Here is a 24,883-nt window from a genome sequence, read left to right on the forward strand (position 1 = left end):
TTCCTCGCTTGACACGCGAGGGAACCGCCTTTTCCGTGCCCGGTGCGGCCCGCCGTTTCCGGGCCGTGGCAGGCGCAGAACTCCGCGATTCCCCGTCTGCAGGCCGCAGCCGCAGCGGTCCACGTGGCGCGGCTGCCGGATCAGCTCCGATATTCATCTCGCCCACAGTTTGCGCGCCGTCCTTGGGATGGAACAGTCGGTGTGGAAAGCTGGCAGGTGATTGACCCTACGATTTCTTGTACTGACTGGTCAGTTTCTGATATTTTGGGTCGGCTCCCCTCCGGACGAAGGAATGCCCATGCTCAGCACCAACCAACTGCACATCATCGGGCGCAGGCACACCCTGCTGCCGGCCACGACAGTGGAAGCCCACAAGGGCGAGGTGCTGCTCATCCAGGCCGACGGGCAGGAACGCCGCACCGCACTGTCACTGGCGCTGACGGGCCGCATGAAGCCCAGCTCCGGAACCGTGGCGCTGGGCCGCGACGCCTCAATGGCGGCGCTGCGCCGGCGGAGCACCATTGTGGACGCCCCGGACGTCAACGCCCCGGAACACCATTTGACTGTCCACTCCCTGGCCTCCGAGGACCTGGCACTGGTCCCGTACAAATTCCGGGACCGCACCCGGCCCACGGAATGGCTGGTCACGCGCGGCTTCCGGGACCTCCTGGGCAAGTGGGTTGAGGAACTTGAACCTGCCAGGCTGCTTCACCTGCAGCTCGAACTCGCCCTGGCCGACCACGGCGTGGAGCTGGTGGTGGTGGATTCCCCGGACAGGCACAGCGCGGACGCCGGAACCTGGCTGCCGCTCCTGGAACTGGCCGCCGCCGGCCGGATGGGGCTTGGCCCCGAGGCGACTGCCCAAACCCCGCCGCGCCCACTGCTGGTTGTCGGCGTGGTGGGCCGGCTGCCCGACGGCTGGGAAGGGCCGTCCGCCGTGGCCGGCAATGCCGACCATCCGGTCGCACATCCCTCCGCGCAGTCGGCCGCACAGTCGGATGGCACCCAGAACCCCGCCCCGGCGGATGAACTGGTCGAGGCGTCCGATGCAGAGGAAGCCGCCATTGCCAATGTCCCGGCTGGGGTGAATGGCCCGGCCGAAGGGGACAAGCCGGCAGCGGTGGCCGACGCAGCAGAGGCGAAAGACCCGGCTTCGGCGGACGGCACTGCTCCCGACACTGGTGCCGCGGGGGCCGTGGCCGGGGAGGCGGGAGACCCACCCGCCGCACCCGCGGACGCTGGAGGGGAACCCGCCCCACCCGCCGCACCCGCCGCACCCGCCGCACCCGCAGAAAGCACAGCGGAAGCCGGGATGGCGGCGCAACCCGGCCCGGCCGACGTCGAACTTTCCGATGCAGAACACCAAGGTATCCAAAAGGACAAGCAATGACAGTCTTCAGGCTCGCACTGTCCGAGCTCAAGCGCATGACAGGTGGCATCCTGCCGAAACTGACCATCGTGGCCATGGTCATGGTGCCGCTGCTCTACGGGGCCGTGTACCTCTACGCCAACTGGGATCCGTACGGAAACCTTGACCAGCTCAAGGCTGCCGTCGTGGTTGAGGATGAGGGCGCCGTCACGAAGGACGGCAAGGAACTGCACGTGGGGCGCGATGTCGCCGAGAACCTGGTGGAGGGGCACAAGTTCGACTGGCAGCTGGCCGACACGCCGGATGAGGCGAACAACGGGGTCAAGAACGGCAATTTCGCCTTTGCCCTCATCATCCCCAAGGACTTCTCCGCCAATCTCGCATCGCCGGAGAACTTTGATTCCGCCACGCAGGCCATGATGAGCGTGACCACCAATGACGCCAACAACTACCTGCTGACCTCGATCGTCGACAAGGTGACCACACAGGTCCACGCGTCGGTCGCCCAACAGGTGGGCGAGCAAACAGCCAACTCGCTGCTGACAGGCTACGGGACCATCCACGCCCAGCTGGTCAAGGCTGCCGACGGGGCCCAACAGCTGGCCGACGGGGCAGCAACGCTTGATACCGGGGTGGGAACGTTGAAAACCGGAACGGCGGAGTTGCTCACCGGCGCGAATACACTCGCCGCCGGGCAGGCCACGCTGCTCAGCGGGGCCCAGTCACTGCAGGCCGGGGCCGGTGCCTTGAATACCGGCCTGGACCAGTTGAACACCCAGACCGCAACCTTGCCGGCTGACACCCAGGCGCTGTCCGACGGGGCTGCCGCCGTGGCCCAGGGCAATGCCACGCTGAACGGCAAGGTCCAGAGTGCCATTGGCACCGTGGACAAACTGGACAGCGCCGCGTCGGAGGCGATCAGCGGAAGACTCGACCAGCTGGTGGCGGACAAGGTCCTCACCGCGGACCAGTCTGCGAAAATCCGGGAAAGGCTGGGTGAGTCGACCACCACCCCGGCCGTCACCGATCTCAAGGACCAGCTGGCCGCCGACGCCGCTGACATCCAGAAGCTCGCTGACGGCTCCGCCGCCGTGGCGGCCGGCGCCTCCAAACTTGCCGGCGCAACCCCCGCCCTGACATCCGCGATAGGCCAGCTGGCCGCCGGTTCCGCCGAGTTGTCCACCGGGTCCGGGACCCTGGTCGAGGGCCAGGATTCCGCCCTCGCCGGGGCAAACCAGCTGGCTGCCGGCGCCCTGAGCCTGGACACGGGTGCCGGTGAACTGAAGGAAGGTTCCGCAAAGCTGTCCACCGGGGCCGCCGAGCTCGCAGACCAACTGCGCAGAGGGGCAGGCGACGTGCCCGACCCCAACGACAAGGACAAGGACAATGCCGCCGGGGTCATTGCAGATCCCATCCGCGTGGACTCGGTGTCCCAGGCCCAGGCAGCCAACTACGGCTCGGGCCTGGCGCCGTTCTTCCTGGTCCTGGCCCTGTGGATTGGCGCCTTCATGCTGGTGCAGGTCATGCGTCCGTTGACGGTGCGTGCGCTCGCGTCCAACGCCCCGTCCTGGAAGATAGCCCTTGGCGGCTGGCTGCCCTTTGCCACCGTCGCCTCAGGGCAGGCGCTGCTTCTGTATGCGGTGGTGAAGTTCGGGCTCGGCCTGGACCCCAGCCATCCCTGGCTGACCTTGGGCCTGCTGCTGCTGGCGTCGTTGGCGTTCACTGCCCTGATCCAGGGGATCGTGGCCCTGCTCGGCACCCCCGGAAAGTTTGTGGTGCTGATCCTGCTGGTGCTGCAGCTTGTCTCCTCCGGCGGCACGTTCCCGTGGCAGACCACGCCGGAGCCCCTGCACATCATGCACCAAATCCTGCCCATGGGGCATGTGGTGGAGGGGATGCGGCACCTGATCTACGGGGCCGACCTTGCCCCGCTTGTCTCCGTTCTCCTTGGCCTGCTCGGCTACACGCTGCTGGGCCTGCTGATGGCGTGGGCTGCCGTGGCCAAGAAAAAGACGTGGACGCTGAAGACGCTCATGCCGGAAATCGAGGCCTGAGCCGGCGCCCTACCGTGGCACCACGAAGTTCTTCAGTTCGGCATCCTGCCCGTCCAGGGTGGCCCAGTCGCCGGTGTGCTCAAACACGGCGAAGGCGCTGGTGGGAAACCCGGAGGCCAGGTCCATGTAGGCGTCCTGGTCCGAGTCCCGCGAGGCCAGCCGCAGCGCCAGCGACTGGATTCCCGGCATGTGGCTGATGACCATGAGCGTGTTGACGGTCTCCGGAACATGGTTCACAACGGAGAGCATCTGGGTGGCACCTGCCTCATACAGGCCGCGTTCCAGCTTGGGGGTGGGCGCCTTGTCCGCCAGCTGCTGGCAGACCCAGGTGCAGGTCTGCCGGGTGCGCAGCGCCGAGGAACACAGGATGAAGTCGGGCACCACGGCGTTCTCCACCAGCCATTTGCCGGCCAGCGGCGCCTCGGTGTGGCCGCGCTGTGCCAGCGGGCGGTCGTGGTCCTCCACGCCCAGCGGGAATGCGGCCTTGGCGTGGCGCATCAGGATCAGCCGTTTGATGTGGTGTTCGCTCATGCCCCCAGTTTAGTGAGTAATAAAAAGTCCGACGGCGTTCGGCCCACCTGGGGTGGGCCGAACGCCGTCGGACGCTGTCAATGCATGGCCGCAGCTTACGAGAAGTGGGCGCGGCCGGGGCTGGGCCTGGGGCTAGATGGAGTATTCCGGGGCGGCCCAGATGACGACTTCGGGGTGCTCGTAGAAGCGGTAGCCTTCGCCGCGGACCGTGCGGACCGTGTTGGCCAGGCGGCCCAGCTTGGAGCGCAGCCGGCGGACATGGACGTCGATGGTGCGCTCGTTGGGGGCTTCCTCGCCGCCGCCCCACAGGTTTTCCAGGAGCTCGTCGCGGCAGACGGTGCGGGCACCGTTTTCCACGAGGTAGTTCAGCAGTTCAAACTCCTTGAAAGTCAGGTTCAGGGTGTCCCCGTCCAGGTGGACTTCGCGGCGGGCCAGGTCGATGAGGACGCCGGAGGGGCGCTGGTCGGCGGGCGGGGCCGGGATGGCCTCCGGGCGCGGGCGGACCGGGACGGTGGGGTCGCCGAACGTGGAGCGCACGACGTCGAGCGGGGTGCCCACGGCGTCGGCCGGGGCGATGGCGACTGCCGCGTAGCTCTGTGCCTGCGGGACGAGGCTCTGGGCATAGGTGCGGATGTCCTGGGCGAGCTTGGCCAGGGAGGTTCCGGCAGCCGCGGCCGTGTCTTCATCAACGCCGACATACAGCACAAAGCCGCGGGCGACGTTGTCGGGGCTGACGCCGCGCAAGCGGTCCGAACCGGCTCCGGCAATAACGGGCGTGGGTGCTGTCATGGGGCTGCTCTCGGCATGGGGCACCGCGCGAAGGCGGTCTGCGGCGGTGGCGGTTTCAGCGCGGGCACTGTAGCCGGTGTGCTCAAGGTGGGCGGTGCGTGCGCCGGACGTGCGGGCGCCTGCCTTGGCGGCATTTCTTACAGAGATGTGGACGTATCCGGATGCTACTGACATTGAACTACCTCGGTGTATGGCCGTACTCAACGGCGCGAATGCTTCCATCGGTCCACGTGGCATGGTGAACCTTTGATGTCCTTTGGCACAAGGACCGGCCCTGGGGCCAAAGACTGGTGCCGCACCGTTGCGGTTGTTGCTGGCGGTGTGACTCCCAGTGCCTGTGAGCTAGGCCTGCATTCGGCAACCGCAACGAGACTGTCCGGTGGTTGCAAAGGGGACAGTTGCTGCGGCTGCAGAAATCACTGAGTGGGTGTTCACATGTGACAGTCTGCTACGTAACATTCACATCCTGCAAGTAATAAACGGCCCAAACGTCCACCATATGAGATTTTGCATTAATTTGTGATCAAGCGGACTCTGTTGCTTTGCTCTCATTTGGAGCGAACTTTGCCCAAAATATCGAAGATATGGGACGTTGCTTGCCGCACTTCAATAATTCATTCGGTCAGAAAGGCATACGCCACGAAATAATTCACCAGCATTCAATGCATGCAAGTGACGCCCCTGGCAAGTTTGTTTCCATGCACAGCATATTCACAGACAATCACGCTAGGTAAACAGCTGTTTACTGGGCGTAACTCCGCCCGGGTCCGCCCGCCCAGTGCCCCCTGCCTGGCCTGCCTTCGGCAGCTCCCAGTTCAGGCTCCGGGACCCGCGCGGTGCAGGCCGTGGACCATGAACGAGGGCCGCAGCTGCCGGACCTGGTCGCGGAACCGGACGTTGTTCCGCCGGTTCATCAGGAGCAGGGCAAGCATCCCCGCCGCCATGGCGGCCACGGCACCCATGCCAAGGGACCAGCGCGCACCGAACTCGGTGGCGATCCACCCCACCAGCGGCGCCCCGATCGGCGTGCCGCCCTGCAGCACCACCATGTACACGGCGAGCACCCGCCCGCGCATGGCCGCGTCCGTGGTCAGCTGGACGGTGGTGTTGCAGGCGTTCATGAACGTCAGCGACGCCAGCCCCACGGGCACCAGCGCCAGCGCGTACCAGCCAAACGTGGGCATGAATGCGGCCACCGCCACCGTGACGCCAAAGGCCAGCGCGCCGCCCACAACATAAAGCATCCGCATGGTCCTGCGCCGCGCGGCGAGCAGCGCCGCTGCGAGGGTGCCCACGGCCATGACCGAACCCAGCAGCCCGTATTCCCCCGGCCCCAGGTGGAACACGGTGGTGGCCATGAGCGCGTTTGTGATCTGGAAGTTCATGCCAAAGGTGCCCACCACAAACACCAGCACCATGATCATCAGCAGGTCGGGGCGCTGGCGGATGTACACCAGCCCCTCCCGGATCTGCCCCTTGGCGCGCGGCACGTGCACGGCCGGCACCAGCTCGCTGGTGCGCATCCGCAGCAGCGAAAGGATGACGGCGCCGAAGCTCGCCGCGTTGATGAGGAACGCCGGCCCCGTCCCCACCAGGGCAATCACGATCCCTGCCACGCCCGGTCCGGCCAGCCGCGCCAGGTTGAAGGACGCACTGTTGAGTGCGACGGCGTTGGGCACGTCCTCCTTTTCGACGACTTCGGAGACAAACGCCTGCCGCGACGGGGCGTCAAAGGCGCTGGCCACGCCCAGCAGGAAGGCCAGCACGTACACATGCCACAGCTCGACGGCCCCGGTCACCACCAGGACTCCCAGCACAAGCGCACAGAACCCCATGGCCGTCTGGGTGAGCAGCAGCAGCCGGCGCTTGTTGACGCGGTCGCCCAGCAGCCCGGCGTAGGGGCCAAGGAAGACGATGGGCAGGAACTGCAGGCCCGTGACAATGCCGGCGGCCGTGCCGGAATTGTTGGTCAGCACCGTCAGCACCAGCCAGTCCTGGGCAACGCGCTGCATCCACGTGCCGATGTTGGACACCAGCGCTCCCGTCACCCACAGCCGGTAGTTGAACACTTTCAGGGCACGGAACATGGAATTCATTCAGGAGCTCATCTCCTGCAGGATCACGGCCGCCTCATGGAGCGTGGCCCGCTGCTGCGGGGTCAGCGCCGCCACCTGCTTCGCCAGCCACGCCGTCCGCTTGGAGCGCGCCCGCAGCAGGGCGGCCGAGCCCGTCTCCGTGATCCGCACCAGCACCTGGCGCCGGTCCTCCGGATTCTCCTCCCGGCTGACCAGCTCCGCCGCGGCCAGGGCGTTCACGATCCGGGTCATGGACGGCGCCTGGACCTGTTCCCGGGCGGCCAGCTGCCCCACCGTCAGCGGGCTGTGCAGGATGCCTGCCAGCACCGAGTACTGGCCGGGGCTGATTTCCCGGGTGGCAGCCTCGGCCCGGAGCCGCCGCGACGTGCGCATGACCGCAACCCGCAGCTCGGCCGCGAGAGCGCCGGCACCGATGGGCTTGCCGGTTTTCCTCCCGCCCACCCCCTGCGCAACGGGGGCCGGGGCACCCGGGGAAGGGTCCGGCGTCGTGCCTGCAGGGGAAAAGTCAGTCATGGGTGCTCAGCTGCCTCAAGGAATTGGTTTCGTATCGTCAAACATCCACTTTAGATCGTTAGCATTGCTAAGTAAATGACGGTTTCGTCACGTAGCTGTGAAAGTGTTACCAAAATGTGACACGCGGCACGGATTCCGTTAAGCTGGCAGAAGTGCCGCTTGGACCACTTCCGGTCCGGCACCAGTGGACGGTTCGCCGAGCTCTGCCGCCGCCCACTCCCGTTCCCGAATAACCAGGCAGAGACGGGGGACCCAATTTTTGCGGGTCTCTTGGTAGTGGAGACCCTTGGGGTTAAGCCGTGCAGCGTTTCTGGCCGCACAGCCGGACGCTCTAGTCCGTTCCCGACAGCTCACCTCGCAGGCGTAGAGAGGCTTCCCACATGTCTGCTGCACCGCAGCGCGGCCGCCGCCGCGCCGAACCCCAGCGCCAACGCACCCTTTTGGGGCTGCCGGCCCAGCACCGGGGCACTCATTCCAACAGCCGTTCCATGCATCCCGCCCTCGCCGCAACCGTGCGCGGCGTCGCCACGCTGGCCGTGGTCGGCGCCCTGGTTGGCGCCGGCGTCGTGGCCAAGCAGCTCGATGTCCCGACCGTCACCAGCGCCGTGGCCAACGGCCACTCCCTCGCCAGCATCGCCTCGATGCTTGAGGGACCGCCCGTTGCCGCCGCCACCAACGCCACGATCAAGTTTCCGGGCTTGGAGGTCTCCTCCAGTGCCCGGCCCACCGTTGACCCCATGAAGGCCGAGGCCGAGCGCATCGCAGCCCTGGCCGTTGACGACGCCGCGGCGGCCCAGGCCTACGCGGCCGGACAGATGGCCTCGTTCGGCTGGGGCGCCGACCAGATGAGCTGCCTCATTCCACTGTGGGAACGCGAATCGGGCTGGCGCACCTCCGCGGCCAACCCCTCCAGCGGCGCGTACGGCATCCCTCAGTCGCTTCCTGCCGGCAAGATGTCCAGCGCCGGCGCCGACTGGGCCACCAACTACGAAACCCAGGTCCGCTGGGGGCTGGGCTACATCCAGGGCCGGTACGGTTCGCCGTGCGGGGCCATGGACCACTCCAACTCGGTGGGCTGGTACTGACCCTGCCTGCACTGGCGGCCATTCCCGGCGGTGCCATCACCCTGCGCGACGCCCGCGCCGGCACCGTCCGCGAGGCGGTGCTGGCCCCGTTTTCCCTGGGCCGCACGCAGCTCACCCGAGCCGAGTGGCACCTGGTGACGGCCGACGGCGGGAGCCCGCCTGCCGCCGTCGGCCTCCCCGCGCATCCGGTCACCTGGTTTCAGGCGGTGGAGTTTTGCAACGCGGCCTCCCAACGCGCCGGCCTTGCCCCGGCGTACCGGATCGACGGGCGGTCTGTGGACTGGGATGTTGCCTCGGACGGCTTCCGGCTGCCCACCGAGGCCGAATGGGAGTGGGCCGCGCGGGCCGGGAGCACCGCGCCGGTCTACGGGGAGCTGGCTCAGATTGCGTGGACGGCCGCCGATTCCGTGGCCGGCCCGCAGCCCGTGGGCCTGAAGCGCGCGAACAGCTTCGGCTTGTTCGACATGATCGGCAACGTCTGGGAGTGGTGCTGGGACTACGCCGACACGGCGCGTTACGGCGACTACCGAAGCCTGCGCGGCGGCGGCTGGGATGACCCGCAGTGGAGGGCCCGCGCGTCTGTCCGGCGGGGCAGTGCGCCCGACGCCGTGCTGGAAGACGTCGGGTTCCGTGTGGCTCGCGGGCCGGTTGGCCTGCCCGGGGCCGGAGCCGCACAGGGCTGGTCTGCCGCGGCGGACCGCGAACGTGCCGCCGTCAAGGGCCCGCGGCCGGTGGGCTGGACGCCGCTGCGCGGACTGTAGCCCGCCGAACGTCCAGTCCGCCCCACCCATTCGCCCTCCCGCCAGCCCATTCGCCGAACGTACAGATGATGCCGATGTTCCACGGGAACATCGGCATCATCTGTACGTTCGAGGTAGGTGGAGGAGGTGGGGGCTAGTCCACGACGCCGTAGAGGCGGTCGCCGGCGTCGCCGAGGCCGGGGACAATGTAGGAGTTCTCATCCAGGCCCTCGTCGATCGAGGCCAGGACCACGTGGACGTTGTCGCGTCCGCCGTGGGCGGCTTCCAGCTTGGCCAGTCCCTCGGGGGCGGCGAGCAGGCAGATGCAGGTGATGTCCGCGGCGCCGCGGTCAAAGAGGAACTTGAACGCCTCGATCAGGGTTCCGCCGGTGGCCAGCATCGGGTCGAGGACGTAGACCTGGCGGCCCGTGAGGTCTTCGGGCAGGCGCTCGGCGTAGGTGATGGCCTCGAGGGTTTCCTCGTTTCGGGCCATGCCCAGGAAGCCCACTTCGGCGGTGGGAAGCAGGCGGGTCATGCCCTCGAGCATGCCCAGGCCGGCGCGCAGGATCGGCACCACCAGGGGTGTGGGCTTGACCAGTCCGGTGCCAATGGCCTTGGTCACGGGGGTTTCAATGTCCACGGGCTCGACGCGTACGCCGCGGGTCGCCTCGTAGGCCAACAGGGTCACCAATTCCTCGGTGAGCTGGCGGAAAACAGGTGACGGGGTGGTCTTGTCCCGCAGGACTGTCAACTTGTGGGCAATAAGCGGATGATCCGCAACCAGTACGCGCATGAATAAAAGCTACCATTGAGCCGTGCCCAACACATCGAATTTTCTGCCTTTGGAGACCACCACCACGGCCCGCCACGCCGAATGGATGGGTCTTGCCCTGACGGAGGCACGGCGCGCCTTGGCCACGGCGGATGTGCCAATCGGTGCCGTGGTGCTTGGCCCGGACGGGGAAATCCTGGGCCTGGGCAGCAACGAGCGCGAGGCGCACGGGGACCCCACGGCGCATGCGGAGGTGGTGGCGATCCGGGAGGCGGCGGCAAAGCTGGGCACGTGGCGTCTGGCGGACTGCACCCTGGTGGTGACCCTGGAGCCGTGCACCATGTGTGCCGGGGCGATTGTGCTGGCCCGCGTGCCGCGCGTCGTTTTTGGTGCCTGGGACGAGAAGGCCGGGGCGGCGGGGTCCGTGTTTGACGTGCTGCGTGAACGGCGGCTCAACCACTGGGTCGAGGTGTTTCCCGGGGTCCGCGAGGACGAATGCGCCGCCCTGCTGCGGGATTTCTTCGGCGGCCACCGCAGCTAGACAGCGCCCCTGCGGCGCCGGGTCTGTGCCGTGACACGTGTGCGCCCCGGCCATGCCCGCCGCGACGCGGCATGCGAGTGGCCTGTCAGGGCTCGATGGTGAGCGCTTCCATGGGAATCTCGCACGAGGCCCGCTGAAGATCCCCCGCACCCGTCCCGGCGGATCCGTTCCCGGTGTCGCCGGAACCCTTCAGACGGTTGTTCTGTCCTGTGTCGTCGCACCAGTCAAGGTCGTAAGGGTACGCCACCACGGCGCCTAGGCCGGGGACGGCAGAAGCGGGGATGGTGACAACGGCACTGAACCCGCCGGCGTCGTTCATGGGTGCAAGGGTGTCAACAACTTTTGCCCCGGAACCGTCCATGATTTCCAGCTGGACCTGCGCGCCGTCGCCGTAAGCCGGATTGCAGTCGGCATCTTTCGCACTGACCGTGACATGAGATCCCGGTGCGGCCGCATCGGCGCTGACCGTGAACGGCGGCGGCATGCAGCCCGTTCCCATCGGGTCCTCCTCGGCGGTGCCGCAGCCGCCGCTGGCCAGCACCACGGCCGCCACAACACCGGACACCACCCAATTCAATCCGCCCATGGCCATGCCTGTCCCCCGTCCTGTCTACCGCGATGCGGCATTGAGTGCATCGATCCGTTTTTGGCGGCTCGCCGGCGAGTCGAGGCTGAAGGAGCGGAAGTCGCCGAGATCCTCGCGGATCCAGTTCTCCACTTCCTGGATCCTGCCCTGAACGGCGTCCGTGGGTTCGTGGAAGAGCCAGTGGGCAATGCGTTCGTTGCCGGGGTCGTACTGCCAGAGCCCGATGATCCGGCCCCGGTCCACGATGGGGTGGTCGGGGAGGTCAGCCGTGAGCGCGAGCTTTTCCCGGCCCACAGCGAGGCCGCGGTCCTCCTCCGCCACGTGGTCGGCCGAGTTGCGGCGCAGCAGGAACAGGGCGTCGGAGCCGGCCAGCAACTGGATCTGCTCCTCCGCGGGGGCCGCAAAGGTCGCGGCAGCCTCGGCGTCGGCCGGCAGCATCCAGAGCCCGTCCGGGTCCACCACGGTGGATTCCACGGCGTCCACGGCGGCGAGCGCGGCCTTGGTCTGCGCCACCGTGAAGGCAGTGAACCACTGGGTCTGCTTGAGCGTGGCCCCGCCCGTCCAGCGCAGGTACCTTTCCATCAGCTTGGCCCGGGCCTGTTCCGGCGATTGCTGCGGAGCGGGCAGCCCCCACGCGGTGTAGGCGTACCGCTGCATGTCGAGCCGGCCGTTGACCGGGACGCGGCGGATGCGGCCGTCGGCCTGCAAGAGCCCCAAGACGGTGGGAAGCGTGGTGGAGGCGCCCTTCTTCTTGCCTTCCTCGCCGAGGCTGCGGACGGCGGCGCCCAGCTTCTCCCGCAGCTCCTTCGGGTCCAGCGGGCCGGTGCCGTTGGCGGCCGCTTCCTGCAGCAGGGCGAGCGTCCGGTCCTCGAGGTCCTTGATCTCCCGGCGTTCGACGCCGAGCTTGTCGAGCACTTTCACCGTCGCCTCCGCTGCCCCCTGGCCAAGCGACAATCCCCAGGCGAAGTCGTCTGCGCCGAGCACATAGGTGCAGCCGCGCGCCGTCGGAAGTTCATGGATCTTCAGGGCTGCCACATCTGAATCGATTTGTTTCCTGCGGATGCCGGCACGGGAGAACAGCGTCAAGTAGGGGTTGGCGCCGCCGATCGAGCGCGCCCAGCCCGTCTTGGTGAGGAGCTCGGCGGCGCTGGTGCCTGCCAGGGATCCGTCCAGGCCTTGTTTGTGCCAGCTCCAGGCCCGGCGCGTTCCATTGTCCATACCGCTTATCTTGCCCCATCTGTCCAGCACAGTACTGGCTCATTTTTGTTGTGACGCTTTGAGCCGGTAAGGTTGTCACGTTGGCGATGTGTCCGAGCGGCCGAAGGTGCAACACTCGAAATGTTGTTCAGGTGAAAGCCTGACGTGGGTTCAAATCCCACCGTCGCCGCCAATTGGAAGGCGCTTGTTTCGTTGAATTTTCAACGGAGCAGGCGCCTTTCTTCTTTAAAGGATCCGCCCTATTGTGCCGCCCTCTGTGCCATCCGAACCCCACGGACAAACGTGTCAGCCCCCTGTGGCAGACTAATCATCGACATCTAGAGGGAGCAATTCCTGCAGGCATTCAGGGGGCATTGGATTCATGACCGTTTGGCTGGACACTGGCATCGACTACAAGGTGGGTGTGCGCGATGGCAAGGTCATTGCGCTCAACAAAGCCGGCAAGGAACTCAAAACCGTTCCTGCCAAACTCAAGGACAACGAGGTCACCGCGAATCTGCGTGACCTCCTCGAATGGTTGGCAGGCCACGAACGTGAAGTCGGCGCCCAAATCAATGACTGGATGGTCCAATCCCTGCCGGTCACCACAGAACTTCTGCGCCAAGTGTGGGCTGATGAAAGCTGGCGCACAGCGCTCACGGATCTTGTCATTGTCCCGTGCTCCTCAACCGGTGTCCCGGCCCCGGGCGATGGACCGTCGGGATTCCTCCGCAGCGCGGATACCACCGTTGGCATCGGCCTGGTCACCTTGGATGGCGAAAGCGAAGTCCTCGAATCCGAGCATTTCCTCATTGCCCACCCCATTGACCTCGGCGAGGACCTCGATGACTACCGCGCTTTTGCCGCCGAACTCGGAATCGTCCAAAACACCGCCCAACTCATGCGCGAAACGTTCACCGCCGGCGAGCGCGACCCCGAGTCAACCAGCATCGCTGACTATGCCGACGGCGAGTTCGAAGCCCTTCAACATGCGACCTCCCGTGCCCGCACGCTGGGCTACGTGGTCAAGGGCGGATTCGCCGTCTGCAACCTAACCTCCCAGGGCGCACCTGTTCAGGCAAGCTACTGGGTTGGCTCCGGAGATCCTCAATACGAGACCTCCACAGGCGATCTCAACTGGGTCAGCGGCGGAACCACCTTGGCGCTCAAAGATGTTGGGGCAGCAGCATTCAGTGAAGGCATGAGGATGGCCGCGGCCATCTATGCAGGACGCAAGGTTGAAGCAGGAGACGATGCAGCGTGAGCACCACCATGGAGGCTAAGTTGAGTGCGGCGGGTGCCATCGTCGCAACTGATCCGGGAACTGAGAAAGTAGTGCCTTACGTAGCGTGCAGCTACTCCCACCCAGCTCTTGCAGGTCGCACTGTGGTGCGGGTCCTGCCCCAGGGGCTGCAGGAAGCAGAGGACCTGGCTCTTTCCACCATGGGGCTGGAAGCAGATTCTTCCGCCACGGTTGGTTTTAGCCGTCGCATCGCCCTCGGCTTCCCGGCCTGGCCGCTGATCCACGACCCCTCCAACGCCCGCCATGCGCTGGCGCTCGTCAAGGACCTGGAACGCGCCGCCCGCATGGCCAAGGCCAAGCCCGGCGCCGCCAAGGACGACATCGATGCCCTTGCCGTCCGGCTCGGATCCAGCGCACCCCATTTTCTGCCCACCTTCTTGGAAGAAGTGGGCCGCATATTCGTGGGCCTCGGCAACCGGCCCATGGCTGGCCAGTTTTTTGGCCGTGCCCGCACGGCAGAACGCGTCCACAGCCTGGCCATCGATGAAAACCGCCATCGGGAAGTCTTCCTTGAATTCGCCTTCGCCGGTGCCCTGACGGTCAAGGCCTTGACCGAGGAAGCCAAGGACCTCCCCTCCCGCGTCTCCGCCGAGGAAGCCTACAAGCTCTTCCGCCACCTCAGCGTGGAACGGGTCGAGGGCGGTCTGCCACCTTACGCGGCCATGGCCAAGGATCTTCGCAGCATGGCCAAGGCAGCCAAACTGGATGCCGTGGCTGAGGACATCTCCGTCGTCGCCGAGCTCCTTACCGCCCCGTCCACCAAGAGGGCCGTCAAGGGCTTCTGGACCACCTATGCCAAGGCCATCGCTGCGGCAGCCAAGGACGACGCCGGTCTCAAGTTAGCGCTGTTAACGTTGTTTCCCAGCGAAGTCGACAGCGCAACGTGGGTCAAGATCCTGCGTGCGGCAGGCGCCGTCGACCTTGCCAAGGAAGGGGCGGTTGAGCTTTCCACATGGCTGGGGCAGCTCATGGACCACCATCACGGGTCAGGGTGGGGATATCCCGCCGCCAGTCCTGAGCTTGAGGCGCTGATTGCAGAAATTGGTGCCCTAATTCTCGCCCAGGCGCCGAGCCAGGAGGGCGCCAGGGTGATCGCGCTTACCGCGTGGCGCAATCTCGACCTGGATCTTCTGGACGTACTGGCGGAACTGAACCTTGAAGTCTCCTACGGCGATCGTGACCGTGTACCGATCGATGTCAGTGACCACCTCAAGCGGGCCAACAACTCCCGCAGCTTGGAACATTTGGCCGCATCAGCGCAATGGAAGCCCATCTTGGAACGCGATGTGGTTCATGCCATGGGCCGCTCCACGCGCCCCAACCCACACACCAAGCGCGGCGTCACCACTGATGAACTCATGGCACAGCTGGATGCCTACCCTGGTTTGCGCACCGCATTGCGCTCCCACCTCAGCGGGGCCATGGCCAGGGCGGAGTCCTCACTCTACGAGTTCGGCCGGCTCATGGACCTTGCCGAAAGCCTTGCCTCCCCCACCGCCATGACCATGGTGGGAGACCTGCTAGCCGACCTCCCAGCGCCCGACATCGCCGCCCAAGTAGCCGCAGTTTTCAACACTGGGATCATGGATGAGCTGGGTTGGGAAAGCCTGGAAACAACAGTTGCAGAGTACGAATCACGGGCAAAGGACCGCTCGGTCAGCGTCACTTCTGCATGGCCTAATGCAGTGGTTTTCGATGATGTCCGCGCCACTGTCGTGGGCCGTGAGGGCATAGTCATTGAGCACACTGCTGTGATTCCCAAGGGCTATGAGCCAGGTAAGTACAGCAGCATTAACTTCACATCCGTTGCGGATGACCTCCTGGTTGATTGGTCCCCGGAGAATCACTCCGGTGATTACGCCTATTGGGCCAGCAACCCGCAAGATATTTTCAAAGTTGATGGGGACTGGGTCCCTTCCTGGATCCGTTCACTGCCCGTGGGTGAGACGGGACGAACCTTTGGGCACCGCCAACTGCAGGTGGGAGAGCGCGCAAAGTTGAAGTACAGGACGGATCCCTTGGCCGGTGACGGGAAACATTTTTGGCTGGCCAAGAACTACCACCGCCATGAGAAGAAGAAATCGGTCTGGCTGGAATTGGATGTCGCCACCGGTGAAGTGGGCCGGGAGTCATTCCCTGCCTTCATTTCCACCATTGCCGCACGCCGCGGTGTCACGGTCCAGCCGGAATCCAGCACCTTGCGGCCATTGCCGACCGAATACGCAGACAATCCCCTGGGCTGGGCCAACGGTGCGGTGGGACATTGCTGGTACGTCAACGAGTCCGGTGACAGCTGCATTGAACGCCTTGACGGCGTACAGGCGGGAGGGTTCGTGGAGCTCTCCCGCCGCCGCGATGAACGATACGCCTTCAGTGACAGCCACCTGATGGCATGGCCCGGCGGTTCCCTGGTGCTGGCAATGAGGAGTCGCCTTGCCAACGCGGGCACGGGCGCAATTGTTTCCGCCTCCGACGGCACCAACCGCTTCCACTATTCAGCGGGGACGACTCATTTGGTAGAGCCGGAACACCGGCACAACCTGCGTCCGCGCCACACCCCCACCAGTGAACGGCTACGTACCGTCACTGGTGCGGATCTGGCCGTGTTGGTGTCCGCCACGCAAACAGCCCCGGCCCGCGACGGTAAACGAGCCGAGTTCACCGCCGCGGAGCAAGCCTCAGTGAACAAGCTTTTCCCAGGCATCCCGTACCCGCTCATGGCTGGCATCATGGGCATTCTGCACGGTGCCAAGGCGGATGCTGCCATTGCAGGACACCTGCGCGGCACCGCCATCGGAAGCCTGGGCGGCAGTGGCCAGGGCACCGCTGAAGAAGCGCGTTCTGCGACAACTGAACTCAGCCGCGCCCAGATTCTTTTCCAAAGGGTGCCTGCCGGGTTCACTTCTCTGACGGGCAGCAGCTACCGCGGCAATTACTACTTCAGCGACGACTCGCAGGACGTCTCCCTGACGGGGATGTTCGCCAACATGTCCGCCACGGCAGCCGTCTTGGACAATGCCGCCACCGCAGGCGGGTTGCAGACAACCACTGATGCCAAGCCCGTAGCTTTCTTCAAGAAGCTGCTGGGCAGGAAATCACCGGAACCCACCGCTCCGGGCGCAACGGCTGCCGCGGAGTGGGTCAACACCGACGGCTCATGGGTGGAAGTGTTCCAATCCCCTGCCGCCATGATCGCCCAAGGCATGGCCGCCCATACCTCCGCTGATGACAAGGACCGCTATGCACTGATTCTGCAAGCCGTCGCCGAATCCGGCCTGGCCAACAGTTCAGGTGAACTGGGCGGTGTTCGCGTCAGGGCAGAAGCAAGCCGAAATCTGCAGCCCGGGCAGTTGCTCGAAAGCGGCGCCGGAAAGGTACTGCTCGTTGCGAAAGTACCCCAGTCCTACCCCATCGATGAGAGCAAGAACTTGTTCGCCGCCGTCGTACACGGGGCACCGTCCTACGAGAAGCTCGGACTGGATCTATTGTTCAGTGTTCCGGCGGAAGCCAGCACCTTAAGTGCTGCGGACCTGCAGACGGCAGCTGGCCTGCTTGGCTCCGCCCCGGCCGCCACCGACCGGGCGGCTGCCAATGGGGCGCAGGTGCAGGCGTTGGTCGAGGCCACCGGCATGCTGGAAGAGGAAGCCATTTTCTTGCTGGCAGGCATCCCCGTCCCCGAGCATTCCTGGCACAACTTGGAGAGCGACTTCGTCAAAACCCTGGGCCTGACCGCCAGCAGCGCAAAGTTGGCCCGGGATACTTTTGATGTCCTGGACCGCTATGAGAAGCGGACCCTTTTGGCCTCCCTTGTGCCAAATAGGGCCAGCGACTACTTCACGGCCGGTGTGGACGCGGGAAAGGTGGCCACGTGCTGGACGGCACTTTTCGGCCCCAAGATTGAAGTGGAGCCGGAAATTCTGCGGGCTGCTTTCGCCGGCCTGAAAGGCGTTTCGCACAGCATGGCCCTGATCCGCTGGGCGTTGTCACCAAATACTGACGCCGTGCTCCATCACGGCAGCGTGCTGGATTATCTGCAGGCGTGCCTGTGGCTGGCATACAACCTGCCAGCCCGGCATCCCTCTCGCGCCCTGCTGCCGCACAAAATCATGGCCATCCGCGGCAGCCTGGCCAATTGGACTGAACCTTTACTGGTTGGCACGGACACCAGCAACTCCTTCCGGACCAGCCACGGCCTGCCCAGCAAGCCGCACGGCGCCAAGGCGCACGCCAAGGAAAACCCGCCGGTGGGCAGCGATTCAATGGGAATCTTCACGGCCAACTACGACATACACAACAGGTGGGAAGAGATTGCCTTTGACCAGATCACGGTGAATGCCGCCAAGTTCACGGCTGCGGACCTGCCCGTTTTGGCAACCATAGAGACCCAAGACAGCAGTGCAAACACCTTGCGCACGCTCTTCGATGGATCACTGGATGAGTTCTGCGCAGCGCTGTCCGCGGAAAACTTCGCTGCCCCCGGCGCGTTGACCAACCCGCTGGTCAGCGCCCCGGACACGGTTGCCCAGGCCGTCACGTCCCTGGGTGTTTCGGAGGAGGCCGCCGCGTTGTTCCTGCAATATCTGGCTATGCCTGACCCCACCAATCCCCGGGTACAAAAATGGAACGGGTGGACCCCGGCCAAACGCACCAAGGCCGGGGCAGAGCTGGAGAAGGCAAAGCTCGTGGTCCGTGCCAAGCGGGCCCGTGCCGGCCGGGAACTGTTCCTGGACGGCGGCTGGGTTACGCTCACCGGCAGCAACTTGCCAGTGGAGGCCTGGAAAACAGCGCTCTATGGCCTCCCCGTTGGCGACAAACCGCAACTCCCGCTGGAGAACCTGCTATTGAGTGAAACCCTCCCACAACTCTTTGAGCGTGCCTGGGCCCGTTACGAATCCGGCGACAAACCCCAGTACTCGCAGCTCAAGACAGGACGTGGAGCATGAACCAGGTGACGGCGCAGCGCCAAATCAATCCTCCCGAGGCTAGCTACGCTACGGAGCTGGCGTTTCTCAAGGCGTACGACGGCGGTCCCCGGCCTCCCGGCTGGCAGCTGACACCTGCCGCCGTGGTCACCTTCATCCTCGGCAGCAGCAGCGCGCTGAGCCTGCCCAAGACGGCCCTCACCCAGGCTGAGGTGAGCTCCGGTGCGGTTCCACAGCGGCTGGCCATCACGCCCAAGTATGTGGGCAGCGCATCGCTGGTGGAGCGGTGCGTTGTGACCCTGGCCGGCGAGCGCGGACTCATGCTGGTGGGTGAACCAGGCACCGCCAAGTCCATGCTGTCCGAGCTCCTGGCGGCGGCGGTGTGCGGCACCTCCCAGCTCACGGTGCAGGGCACGGCGGGCACCACCGAGGACCAACTGCGTTACGGCTGGAACTACGCCCTCCTGCTAGCCAAGGGTCCCAGCCCCGAGGCCCTGGTTCCGAGCCCCGTCATGACCGCCATGACTACCGGGGCGGTGGCTCGCATTGAGGAGATCACCCGCTGCCAGCCCGAAGTGCAGGACGCCCTGGTCTCGCTGCTCTCCGAACGCCGCATCTTTGTCCCCGAGCTGGGCGAAGCCACGTACGCCGTGCCCGGATTCGCACTGATCGCCACCGCCAACCTGCGTGACCGCGGCGTCAGCGACATGAGCGCCGCGCTTAAGCGCCGCTTCAACTTCGAGGTGGTGGACCCCATTGCCGAGCTGGCGCACGAGATCGCCCTGGTCTCGGCGCAAACCACACAGGCGCTGCGACGGGCCGGTTCCACGCTGACCCCGGACGCTGTCGTCATTGAAACACTGGTCACTGCCTTCCGGGACCTGCGCCAGGGCCGCACCGTGGAGGGTTGGCCCGTGGAGAAACCCTCCACCGTGCTCAGCACCGCGGAGGCTGTTTCCGTATCCACCTCCATCGCGCTCATGGGCGGCTACTTCGGTGCCGGGCGGGACCCCTTGGATCTCATCCCCGGCCACCTTCTGGGCGTGGTCCGCAAGGACGACGAGAACGACGCCGTCAGGCTCCTGGGCTACTGGGATGCGGCCGTGCGCCGGCGCGCCGAGTCAGGCACCCGAACCTGGGCGCGTATGTGGGAGCTGAGGGACGAGCTGCAGGCGTGAGTCCCAAACACGCCCCTGCTTCATACCGCCAGGAGCCTGCCGACGCGTTGGCCGCTCTGGTGGATTCCCGCGCGCCCTTCCTCATTGGCGTGCGGCACCATTCGGCGGCCCTCGCCGCGTCCATGGAGGAACTGCTGGACAGCTTTGCCCCGGAGGTCCTGGTCATCGAACTGCCGGCCCAGGCCCAGGATTGGCTGCCGTGGCTAAGCTCGCCGGACACGGTGGCTCCCCTCGCGTTCGCTGGCGCCGGGGCCGATGGCTACCTGGCCTTCTACCCCTTCGCTGACTTCAGTCCTGAACTCGTGGCCCTCCGCTGGGCCCGCGCGCACAATGTACCCGTGCTGTGTGCCGATGCTGCCATGGGCTCGGAACCTCTGGCGTCTACGGATACGTCCGACGCCGGCCACCCCGCCCAGGTGCCCGGCCCCGCCGTCGAGGGTGAGTCACCCACGGCCTACACCGCTTCTCTCCTGCGGCACACGTCCGCCGACCGGGACGAGCTGTGGGAGGTGCATGTGGAAGCGCCGGGAGCCGGGGCAGGCGCCGAGGCCATCCGTGTGGCGGGTTTGGGCATTGGCTGGGCACACCGCTGTGATGAGCTGTCGGCGGCCGGATTGGGTCCACAGGACGCCTACCGTGAAGCCGTGATGCGCCATGTTCTGCAAGGTGCATTGGAAACGCACCAGCGTGTTGCGGCCGTGGTGGGCAGCTTTCACGCGGCAGCGCTTCTGGAACCGGCCGCGGATGAGCTGCCTGCTGCGACCACCACGCAGGTGAGCTGTTCTCTGGTGCCTTATGAATTTGCGCACCTGGATTCGCGTTCCGGCTACCCCTCAGGGGTCAAGGACCCTGCGTGGCAGCAGGGCGTACTGGAAAGCCGCCTGGATGTTGCAGCACTCCGCGAGCACACCATCACCATGGCCACCCAGGTGGCCCGCGAACTGCGCACTGCAGGACACCCCACGGGCCCGGCCGAGGCCCGCGAGGCCGTGCGGCTCTCGCTGGATTTGGCCGCGCTGCGAGGCAACCATGCCGCCGGACGGCGTGAACTCCATGAAGGATTCGCCTCGGTTTTTGCCCAGGGAGATGTTTTGGGCAAGGGCCGGGCCGTGGCACGTGCGGCCCAAAAGGTGCTGGTGGGCCAACGACGTGGAGCCATCGACCCCTTGGCTCCCCGATCCGGGTTGGTGGTGAGCCTGGCCGAAACCATGACTGCTGCGCGGTTACCCTTCGGCCCCGATTTGATGTTGGCGCCGAAGATCTATGACCTTGACCCGTTGCGGACCACCGCTTCCGGAAAGGACGGATTGGACCGGCTCCGCCAACTGGTGCTGGCCCGCCTGGTCGTAGCAGGAATCCACTACGCCACTGCCCAAGACGTTCAGAGCAGTTTTGGCCCGGCCCTAACCCACCGCTGGAAGGTCCAGTATGTGGCGGGCACCGTGGCCACAGTGGAACATGCAGCCCTGCGCGGGGTGACCTTGCAACAGGCTGCGGACGGCGCACTCTTGGCAGCGCTGAGCCATCAAGTGAGAGAACAAGGCCCCACCCCGGCTCAAATCACCGAGGGCTTGAACCGCGCAGCGGGGGCGGACCTGGCAACACCCTTCGCGATGTACCTGTCCGCGGCGGAGGAGACCTTCCTGGACCGGGCATCGCTGGCAGAGCTCCTGGGACTTCACGATCTTCTGGAGCAACTCAGCGCCGGGCATATTGCCGTCTTTTCGGCACAGGAGTGGCTGCCGCGAATCACACGGCTGACCCACCTTGTCCTGGCTGCGGCACTCACCCAGGTGGAGGGGCTGCGTGGCAGCAAGGACCCGGAGGATGCCACCTCCCTGGGGCGGTTATTCAGGCAACTTCCCACTCCTCCGCTGCGACTGGTCGCCACCATTGGCAGCTTCAAGGACAAGGCCTCACCCCTTATCCAAGGCGCGGCCTGGGGCATTCTGGCCTGCTCCGGCCACCTCCCGGAAGACGAGCTCGCCCAGGAACTCAGCGGCTGGATCATCGGATCCAACTCAACAGAACAACGTGAAAAGCTGGGGCAGCGTCTCACCGGTCTCTGGCTCTGCGCCGGCTCCCTCCTGGAATCCGGCAACGCCGTCATGTCCGGGCTCATCGCCACGCTTGAGACACTCAGCGATGCAGCCTTCCTGGAACGCGTTCCGGCCCTGCGCGGCGGTTTTGACGTCCTGAGCCCGGCGGACCGGCAGCGCGTCCTGGACTCCGTGCGTTCCCACACGGGGGCAGCTGTGGAAAACAGTTCCGTGGACCCTCAGCTCCTGCTGGCCTGGGCCACGGCCGATCAGCAGGCCTGGGCTTTCCTGGAATCCAGCGGACTGCGCAACGGCATCACCGCTGTGAACCGTTGGCGTTTGGTGCTGGGTCGTGAGCAGCAGGACCTGGATGGGCCGGGGCGCCGCTATGCCCGCAGCCTAGATGAACTGTATGGCCATGGCTCCGGTGAAGGCGCCGAGAGCGACCGGATGGGCCGTGGGGGCGGCCAAGAGGACAGCTTCCCCAGCGCACGGGTTTGGGCCGATGAGCTGGAGGCGCTCTTCGGCAGCGACGTTCGTGAAGAAGTCCTGGCCCACGCGGTAGCCCGGGGCCGGGCCGATGCTCTAGGCCAGGTCCGCCCGGATGCCGTGGTGCCTTCCGTTGAGCTGCTGGGCAATGTGCTCAATCTGGTGGGCGCCCTCCCCGAATCCCAGTTGGGCCCGGCTCGCGCCCTGGTGCGGAGCATCGTGGAGCAGCTTTCCCGCGAGCTGGCCAATGAACTACGCCCCACCCTGCACGGGATAGCCGGGGTACGCACCACCCGGCGCAAGACCCCGCGAATTGATTTGCCCGGCACCATCCGCGCCAACCTCGCCACAGCCCGGCCACGCGTACTGCATGAACCAGGGAAGGAGCCAGTGGCAGGATGGCAGATCCTCCCGTCCTCCCCCGTGTTCAAAACCCTGTCCAGCAAGTCCTCCACCTGGGACATCATCGTCCTGGTGGATGTCTCCGGCTCCATGGAGCAGAGCGTTATTTTCGCGGCCCTGACCTCCGCCATCTTGGCTGCTGCGCCCGCATTGCAGGTCCACTTCGTGGCGTTCTCCACCCAGGTACTGGATCTCAGCGAGCATGTCACGGATCCGTTGGCACTCCTGCTGGAGGTTTCCATCGGCGGAGGGACGGACATCGGCAAGGCACTGGCGTACGCCCGCACACTTATCAGCCGGCCGCAGAAGACACTGCTCGCCGTCGTCTCTGACTTCGAGGAAGGCGCCTCGGTGCCACGCCTGGTCAATGAATGCGCCGATCTGGCTGCCAGCGGCGTGCACATGATGGGCTGCGCAGCCCTCGACCGCAGCGGCAACGCAACGTATAACGTCAGCATCGCCTCGCAGTTGGTGGCGGCCGGCATGCCTACTGCTGCGGTGACACCGCAGGGCCTGACGGCCTGGGTTGCGGAGGTGGTGAAGCGGCATGCCTGAGAACTATCCGCGTGTCAGCGCCCTGCTGCTCGCCGAGGTGTTGGACTCCCTCCCGGCACGGCTGCGCAAGAAAATCGATCTCGCCCAGAGCGTGGATGCCACCGATCCCGGGCACCTCAGCGACGGCTCGTTCGTGGTCCGGCAGGGCAGCGCAACGGTCACCTTCACCGCGTCCATTGCGCTGACGCTGGAAGATGTGAGCTGCGACTGCCTCCTTTCCCCGCGCTGCCTTCACCTGGCCCAGGCGCTGCTGCGCTGCGAAGTTTCCACCGCCCCAGATCCGACGCCGGATGGCTTGGACGGTGCCTCCGTCACCGATTCGGTGGTCACCGTGCCTGCTGCTGATACTGGTTCCGGCCCCCTGACTCCGGACCAATTGGGGGTGGTGGAACGTTCCCTGGCAGCCTTTGTGAAACTTCTTGGCGCAGGTACGGCGGCGCGGGATCCCCTGCAACTTGCAACGTTTTTGCGTCTGGCGCACGAGGCCAAGGCCCAACGGCTCTACACCCTCGGTGTGCAGTGCACCGCTGTGTGCGCCGTGTTGTCCACGCAGGGAACTATTGCCCGAAACTCAGCAGTTACCAACCTCGCGGACGCCTACTTGGCGGCCCACCATTTGGCGCACCGACATGCCCAAGGTGAGGTTCCGGCGTCGTTCTTGGGGAAGCCGCGCAGAAGCTATGCGGGGAGGGAAGCCCTGTCGCTCCAGGGGATTTTCACGGAACCGATCATTGCCGCAACCGGGCATGCAGGGGTGGCCACTTATCTGCGGGACAGCGGCGGTGCACTGTGGAGTGTGCATTCCAACATGCCGGTTCTGGGCGGGGACGTCGCAACCGACCAGGCACGGCAGTACTACCAGCGTGCCCCGCGGCTGGGCGGGATCAGCACCAGCCATCAGGAACTGACGCGGCGCACCCTCCTGGTGAGCAATGCGAAGGCCAGCGAGGACGGCCGGCTCGGTGCGGCCGCGCAGGTCGCCGCGGTGGCGGGGGCCGTCGGCGACTGGGATCCGCAGTGGTTTGCCGCCGACACCACGGAGGAGATTGACTTTGTGCGGCTCGAGGTTCGCGGGCTGAGCGGCACTGCGCTGGCGTTGGCCGGGCCGGACGGGAGGATTGTTACGGTACAGCCCAGTGCGGCGGCCCGTGCGTTGGGGGCCCTGGATGATCTGCTCGAACTGGCCCGGCATCCTGGGACATTGCTGCACTGCGTGCTGCGGCGCACGGTTGACGGCCTGGAGCTGTTGGCCTTCGCCGTAGACGCCGATCAGATTCGACTGCCGGATTCGTGGCATGGCAGAGTCATGCTGGGATTGGACCGTCTGGCACCGGCATACTTTAGCTCCCCTTCCCAACAGGCCCGGCAGCTGCCGCCTGTGGCCGCCGGTCCGTGGCCGATCATGATGCAATGGCTGGGCAGGGTCGCCGTGCACGGGCGTGCCGCGCTGGTGAACGACAGGAGCTCGCTGGCCACCGATGCTGCCCGCCTCCAGGATGCCAATTGTGTTTATGGGGCCCGACTATTGCTCGAATTGCAGGCCGCTGCTCACCAAAGTTCACGGGCCTTCGACGGAACAATCGTGTATCTTCCTGAGCCCCTGCCCAAAGCGTGGTTGGCCCTGGCGGTGTTTGCGCAGGCCTGGCTGGCTGCGGCGTCGTGAGCCAAAACCACTTGGCGATCTTCACCGTGCCTTGAAAACCTCAACGCAGTACCAATTTG

The 24,883-nt window shown here is 65.7% G+C and carries 17 protein-coding genes, 1 tRNA gene and 1 riboswitch; of the genes, 11 read left to right on the top strand and 7 right to left on the bottom strand.

Annotation, left to right across the window (positions count from 1 at the left end; genetic code table 11):
• Positions 1 to 298: 298 nt before the first annotated feature.
• Positions 299 to 1,390 carry an ABC transporter ATP-binding protein gene (locus JOF48_RS04670; RefSeq protein WP_209677741.1) on the top strand — a complete coding sequence of 364 codons (1,092 nt, stop codon included), beginning with the start codon at positions 299 to 301 and terminating at the stop codon, positions 1,388 to 1,390.
• Complete coding sequence (locus tag JOF48_RS04675) at positions 1,387 to 3,423, top strand: YhgE/Pip family protein (protein ID WP_209677744.1); 2,037 nt, start codon at positions 1,387 to 1,389, stop codon at positions 3,421 to 3,423. Before JOF48_RS04670 ends, JOF48_RS04675 begins: the two co-directional genes overlap by 4 nt.
• Positions 3,424 to 3,432: 9 nt before the next feature.
• On the opposite strand, the gene JOF48_RS04680 is transcribed toward JOF48_RS04675, so the two are convergent.
• The 4 genes from JOF48_RS04680 to JOF48_RS04695 form a co-directional block, all read right to left on the bottom strand.
• The gene (locus JOF48_RS04680) at positions 3,433 to 3,954 is read right to left on the bottom strand and encodes a SixA phosphatase family protein (RefSeq protein ID WP_209677747.1); all 522 of its coding nucleotides are present in this window, start codon (positions 3,952 to 3,954) and stop codon (positions 3,433 to 3,435) included.
• 132 nt (positions 3,955 to 4,086) lie between these two features.
• Positions 4,087 to 4,917 carry a winged helix-turn-helix domain-containing protein gene (locus tag JOF48_RS04685; RefSeq protein WP_209677750.1) on the bottom strand — a complete coding sequence of 277 codons (831 nt, stop codon included), beginning with the start codon at positions 4,915 to 4,917 and terminating at the stop codon, positions 4,087 to 4,089.
• 641 nt (positions 4,918 to 5,558) lie between these two features.
• Positions 5,559 to 6,839, bottom strand: a complete 1,281-nt coding sequence (locus tag JOF48_RS04690; protein WP_209677753.1) for an MFS transporter — start codon at positions 6,837 to 6,839, stop codon at positions 5,559 to 5,561.
• Positions 6,840 to 7,352, bottom strand: coding sequence for a MarR family winged helix-turn-helix transcriptional regulator (locus JOF48_RS04695; protein WP_209677756.1), 513 nt, complete (start codon positions 7,350 to 7,352; stop codon positions 6,840 to 6,842).
• Between the two features lie 200 nt (positions 7,353 to 7,552).
• Positions 7,553 to 7,728, top strand: a riboswitch (cyclic di-AMP (ydaO/yuaA leader).
• A gap of 4 nt (positions 7,729 to 7,732) precedes the next feature.
• On the opposite strand from JOF48_RS04695, the gene JOF48_RS19540 reads away from it, so the two are divergent.
• Both JOF48_RS19540 and JOF48_RS04705 read left to right on the top strand, forming a co-directional pair.
• The gene (locus JOF48_RS19540) at positions 7,733 to 8,437 is read left to right on the top strand and encodes an aggregation-promoting factor C-terminal-like domain-containing protein (protein ID WP_245346400.1); all 705 of its coding nucleotides are present in this window, start codon (positions 7,733 to 7,735) and stop codon (positions 8,435 to 8,437) included.
• Entirely contained in the window at positions 8,395 to 9,198 is an 804-nt protein-coding gene (locus JOF48_RS04705; RefSeq protein WP_342591156.1) for a formylglycine-generating enzyme family protein, read from the top strand. The genes JOF48_RS19540 and JOF48_RS04705 overlap by 43 nt, the downstream gene beginning before the upstream one ends.
• Positions 9,199 to 9,331: 133 nt before the next feature.
• Here the strand turns inward: JOF48_RS04705 and upp are convergent, their stop codons facing one another.
• The gene (gene upp / locus JOF48_RS04710; RefSeq protein ID WP_209677758.1) at positions 9,332 to 9,970 is read right to left on the bottom strand and encodes a uracil phosphoribosyltransferase; all 639 of its coding nucleotides are present in this window, start codon (positions 9,968 to 9,970) and stop codon (positions 9,332 to 9,334) included.
• Between the two features lie 22 nt (positions 9,971 to 9,992).
• On the opposite strand from upp, the gene tadA reads away from it, so the two are divergent.
• Positions 9,993 to 10,490 carry a tRNA adenosine(34) deaminase TadA gene (tadA, locus tag JOF48_RS04715; protein ID WP_342591157.1) on the top strand — a complete coding sequence of 166 codons (498 nt, stop codon included), beginning with the start codon at positions 9,993 to 9,995 and terminating at the stop codon, positions 10,488 to 10,490.
• A gap of 85 nt (positions 10,491 to 10,575) precedes the next feature.
• Here tadA and JOF48_RS04720 read toward each other — a convergent pair whose 3' ends face one another.
• Positions 10,576 to 11,076 carry a hypothetical protein gene (locus tag JOF48_RS04720; RefSeq protein ID WP_209677761.1) on the bottom strand — a complete coding sequence of 167 codons (501 nt, stop codon included), beginning with the start codon at positions 11,074 to 11,076 and terminating at the stop codon, positions 10,576 to 10,578.
• Between the two features lie 24 nt (positions 11,077 to 11,100).
• A complete protein-coding gene (locus tag JOF48_RS04725; protein ID WP_209677763.1) occupies positions 11,101 to 12,294 on the bottom strand; it encodes a DNA glycosylase AlkZ-like family protein in 1,194 nt (397 codons plus the stop codon).
• 82 nt (positions 12,295 to 12,376) lie between these two features.
• Between JOF48_RS04725 and JOF48_RS04730 the strand changes: the two genes are divergently transcribed.
• From JOF48_RS04730 to JOF48_RS04755, 6 genes are all read left to right on the top strand, one after another.
• Positions 12,377 to 12,466 (top strand) — tRNA-Ser (locus tag JOF48_RS04730).
• 189 nt (positions 12,467 to 12,655) lie between these two features.
• Positions 12,656 to 13,537, top strand: a complete 882-nt coding sequence (locus JOF48_RS04735) for a DUF4132 domain-containing protein (protein ID WP_209677766.1) — start codon at positions 12,656 to 12,658, stop codon at positions 13,535 to 13,537.
• Positions 13,534 to 18,519 (top strand): hypothetical protein, encoded by a 4,986-nt coding sequence (locus JOF48_RS04740; RefSeq protein WP_209677769.1) that lies wholly within the window; start codon positions 13,534 to 13,536, stop codon positions 18,517 to 18,519. The genes JOF48_RS04735 and JOF48_RS04740 overlap by 4 nt, the downstream gene beginning before the upstream one ends.
• The gene (locus JOF48_RS04745; RefSeq protein WP_209677772.1) at positions 18,516 to 19,676 is read left to right on the top strand and encodes an ATP-binding protein; all 1,161 of its coding nucleotides are present in this window, start codon (positions 18,516 to 18,518) and stop codon (positions 19,674 to 19,676) included. The genes JOF48_RS04740 and JOF48_RS04745 overlap by 4 nt, the downstream gene beginning before the upstream one ends.
• Complete coding sequence (locus tag JOF48_RS04750) at positions 19,673 to 23,161, top strand: DUF5682 family protein (protein WP_209677776.1); 3,489 nt, start codon at positions 19,673 to 19,675, stop codon at positions 23,159 to 23,161. Before JOF48_RS04745 ends, JOF48_RS04750 begins: the two co-directional genes overlap by 4 nt.
• On the top strand, positions 23,154 to 24,824 hold the full coding sequence (locus JOF48_RS04755; RefSeq protein ID WP_209677779.1) for a hypothetical protein: 1,671 nt from the start codon (positions 23,154 to 23,156) through the stop codon (positions 24,822 to 24,824). The genes JOF48_RS04750 and JOF48_RS04755 overlap by 8 nt, the downstream gene beginning before the upstream one ends.
• The last annotated feature ends 59 nt before the right edge of the window (positions 24,825 to 24,883 follow it).

Source organism: Arthrobacter stackebrandtii, from assembly GCF_017876675.1.
In the GTDB taxonomy this organism is placed as follows: Bacteria; Actinomycetota; Actinomycetes; order Actinomycetales; family Micrococcaceae; genus Specibacter; species Specibacter stackebrandtii.

Excerpts from the sequence above, each read along its gene's own strand:
- JOF48_RS04755 (WP_209677779.1), top strand. The coding sequence starts at position 23,154 with ATGCCTGAGAACTATCCGCGTGTCAGCGCCCTGCTGCTCGCCGAGGTG.
- JOF48_RS04685 (WP_209677750.1), bottom strand. The coding sequence starts at position 4,917 with ATGTCAGTAGCATCCGGATACGTCCACATCTCTGTAAGAAATGCCGCC.
- JOF48_RS04670 (WP_209677741.1), top strand. The coding sequence starts at position 299 with ATGCTCAGCACCAACCAACTGCACATCATCGGGCGCAGGCACACCCTG.
- JOF48_RS04725 (WP_209677763.1), bottom strand. The coding sequence starts at position 12,294 with ATGGACAATGGAACGCGCCGGGCCTGGAGCTGGCACAAACAAGGCCTG.
- JOF48_RS04675 (WP_209677744.1), top strand. The coding sequence starts at position 1,387 with ATGACAGTCTTCAGGCTCGCACTGTCCGAGCTCAAGCGCATGACAGGT.
- JOF48_RS04735 (WP_209677766.1), top strand. The coding sequence starts at position 12,656 with ATGACCGTTTGGCTGGACACTGGCATCGACTACAAGGTGGGTGTGCGC.
- upp (WP_209677758.1), bottom strand. The coding sequence starts at position 9,970 with ATGCGCGTACTGGTTGCGGATCATCCGCTTATTGCCCACAAGTTGACA.
- JOF48_RS04695 (WP_209677756.1), bottom strand. The coding sequence starts at position 7,352 with ATGACTGACTTTTCCCCTGCAGGCACGACGCCGGACCCTTCCCCGGGT.
- JOF48_RS04720 (WP_209677761.1), bottom strand. The coding sequence starts at position 11,076 with ATGGGCGGATTGAATTGGGTGGTGTCCGGTGTTGTGGCGGCCGTGGTG.
- JOF48_RS19540 (WP_245346400.1), top strand. The coding sequence starts at position 7,733 with ATGTCTGCTGCACCGCAGCGCGGCCGCCGCCGCGCCGAACCCCAGCGC.
- JOF48_RS04680 (WP_209677747.1), bottom strand. The coding sequence starts at position 3,954 with ATGAGCGAACACCACATCAAACGGCTGATCCTGATGCGCCACGCCAAG.
- JOF48_RS04690 (WP_209677753.1), bottom strand. The coding sequence starts at position 6,839 with ATGAATTCCATGTTCCGTGCCCTGAAAGTGTTCAACTACCGGCTGTGG.
- JOF48_RS04745 (WP_209677772.1), top strand. The coding sequence starts at position 18,516 with ATGAACCAGGTGACGGCGCAGCGCCAAATCAATCCTCCCGAGGCTAGC.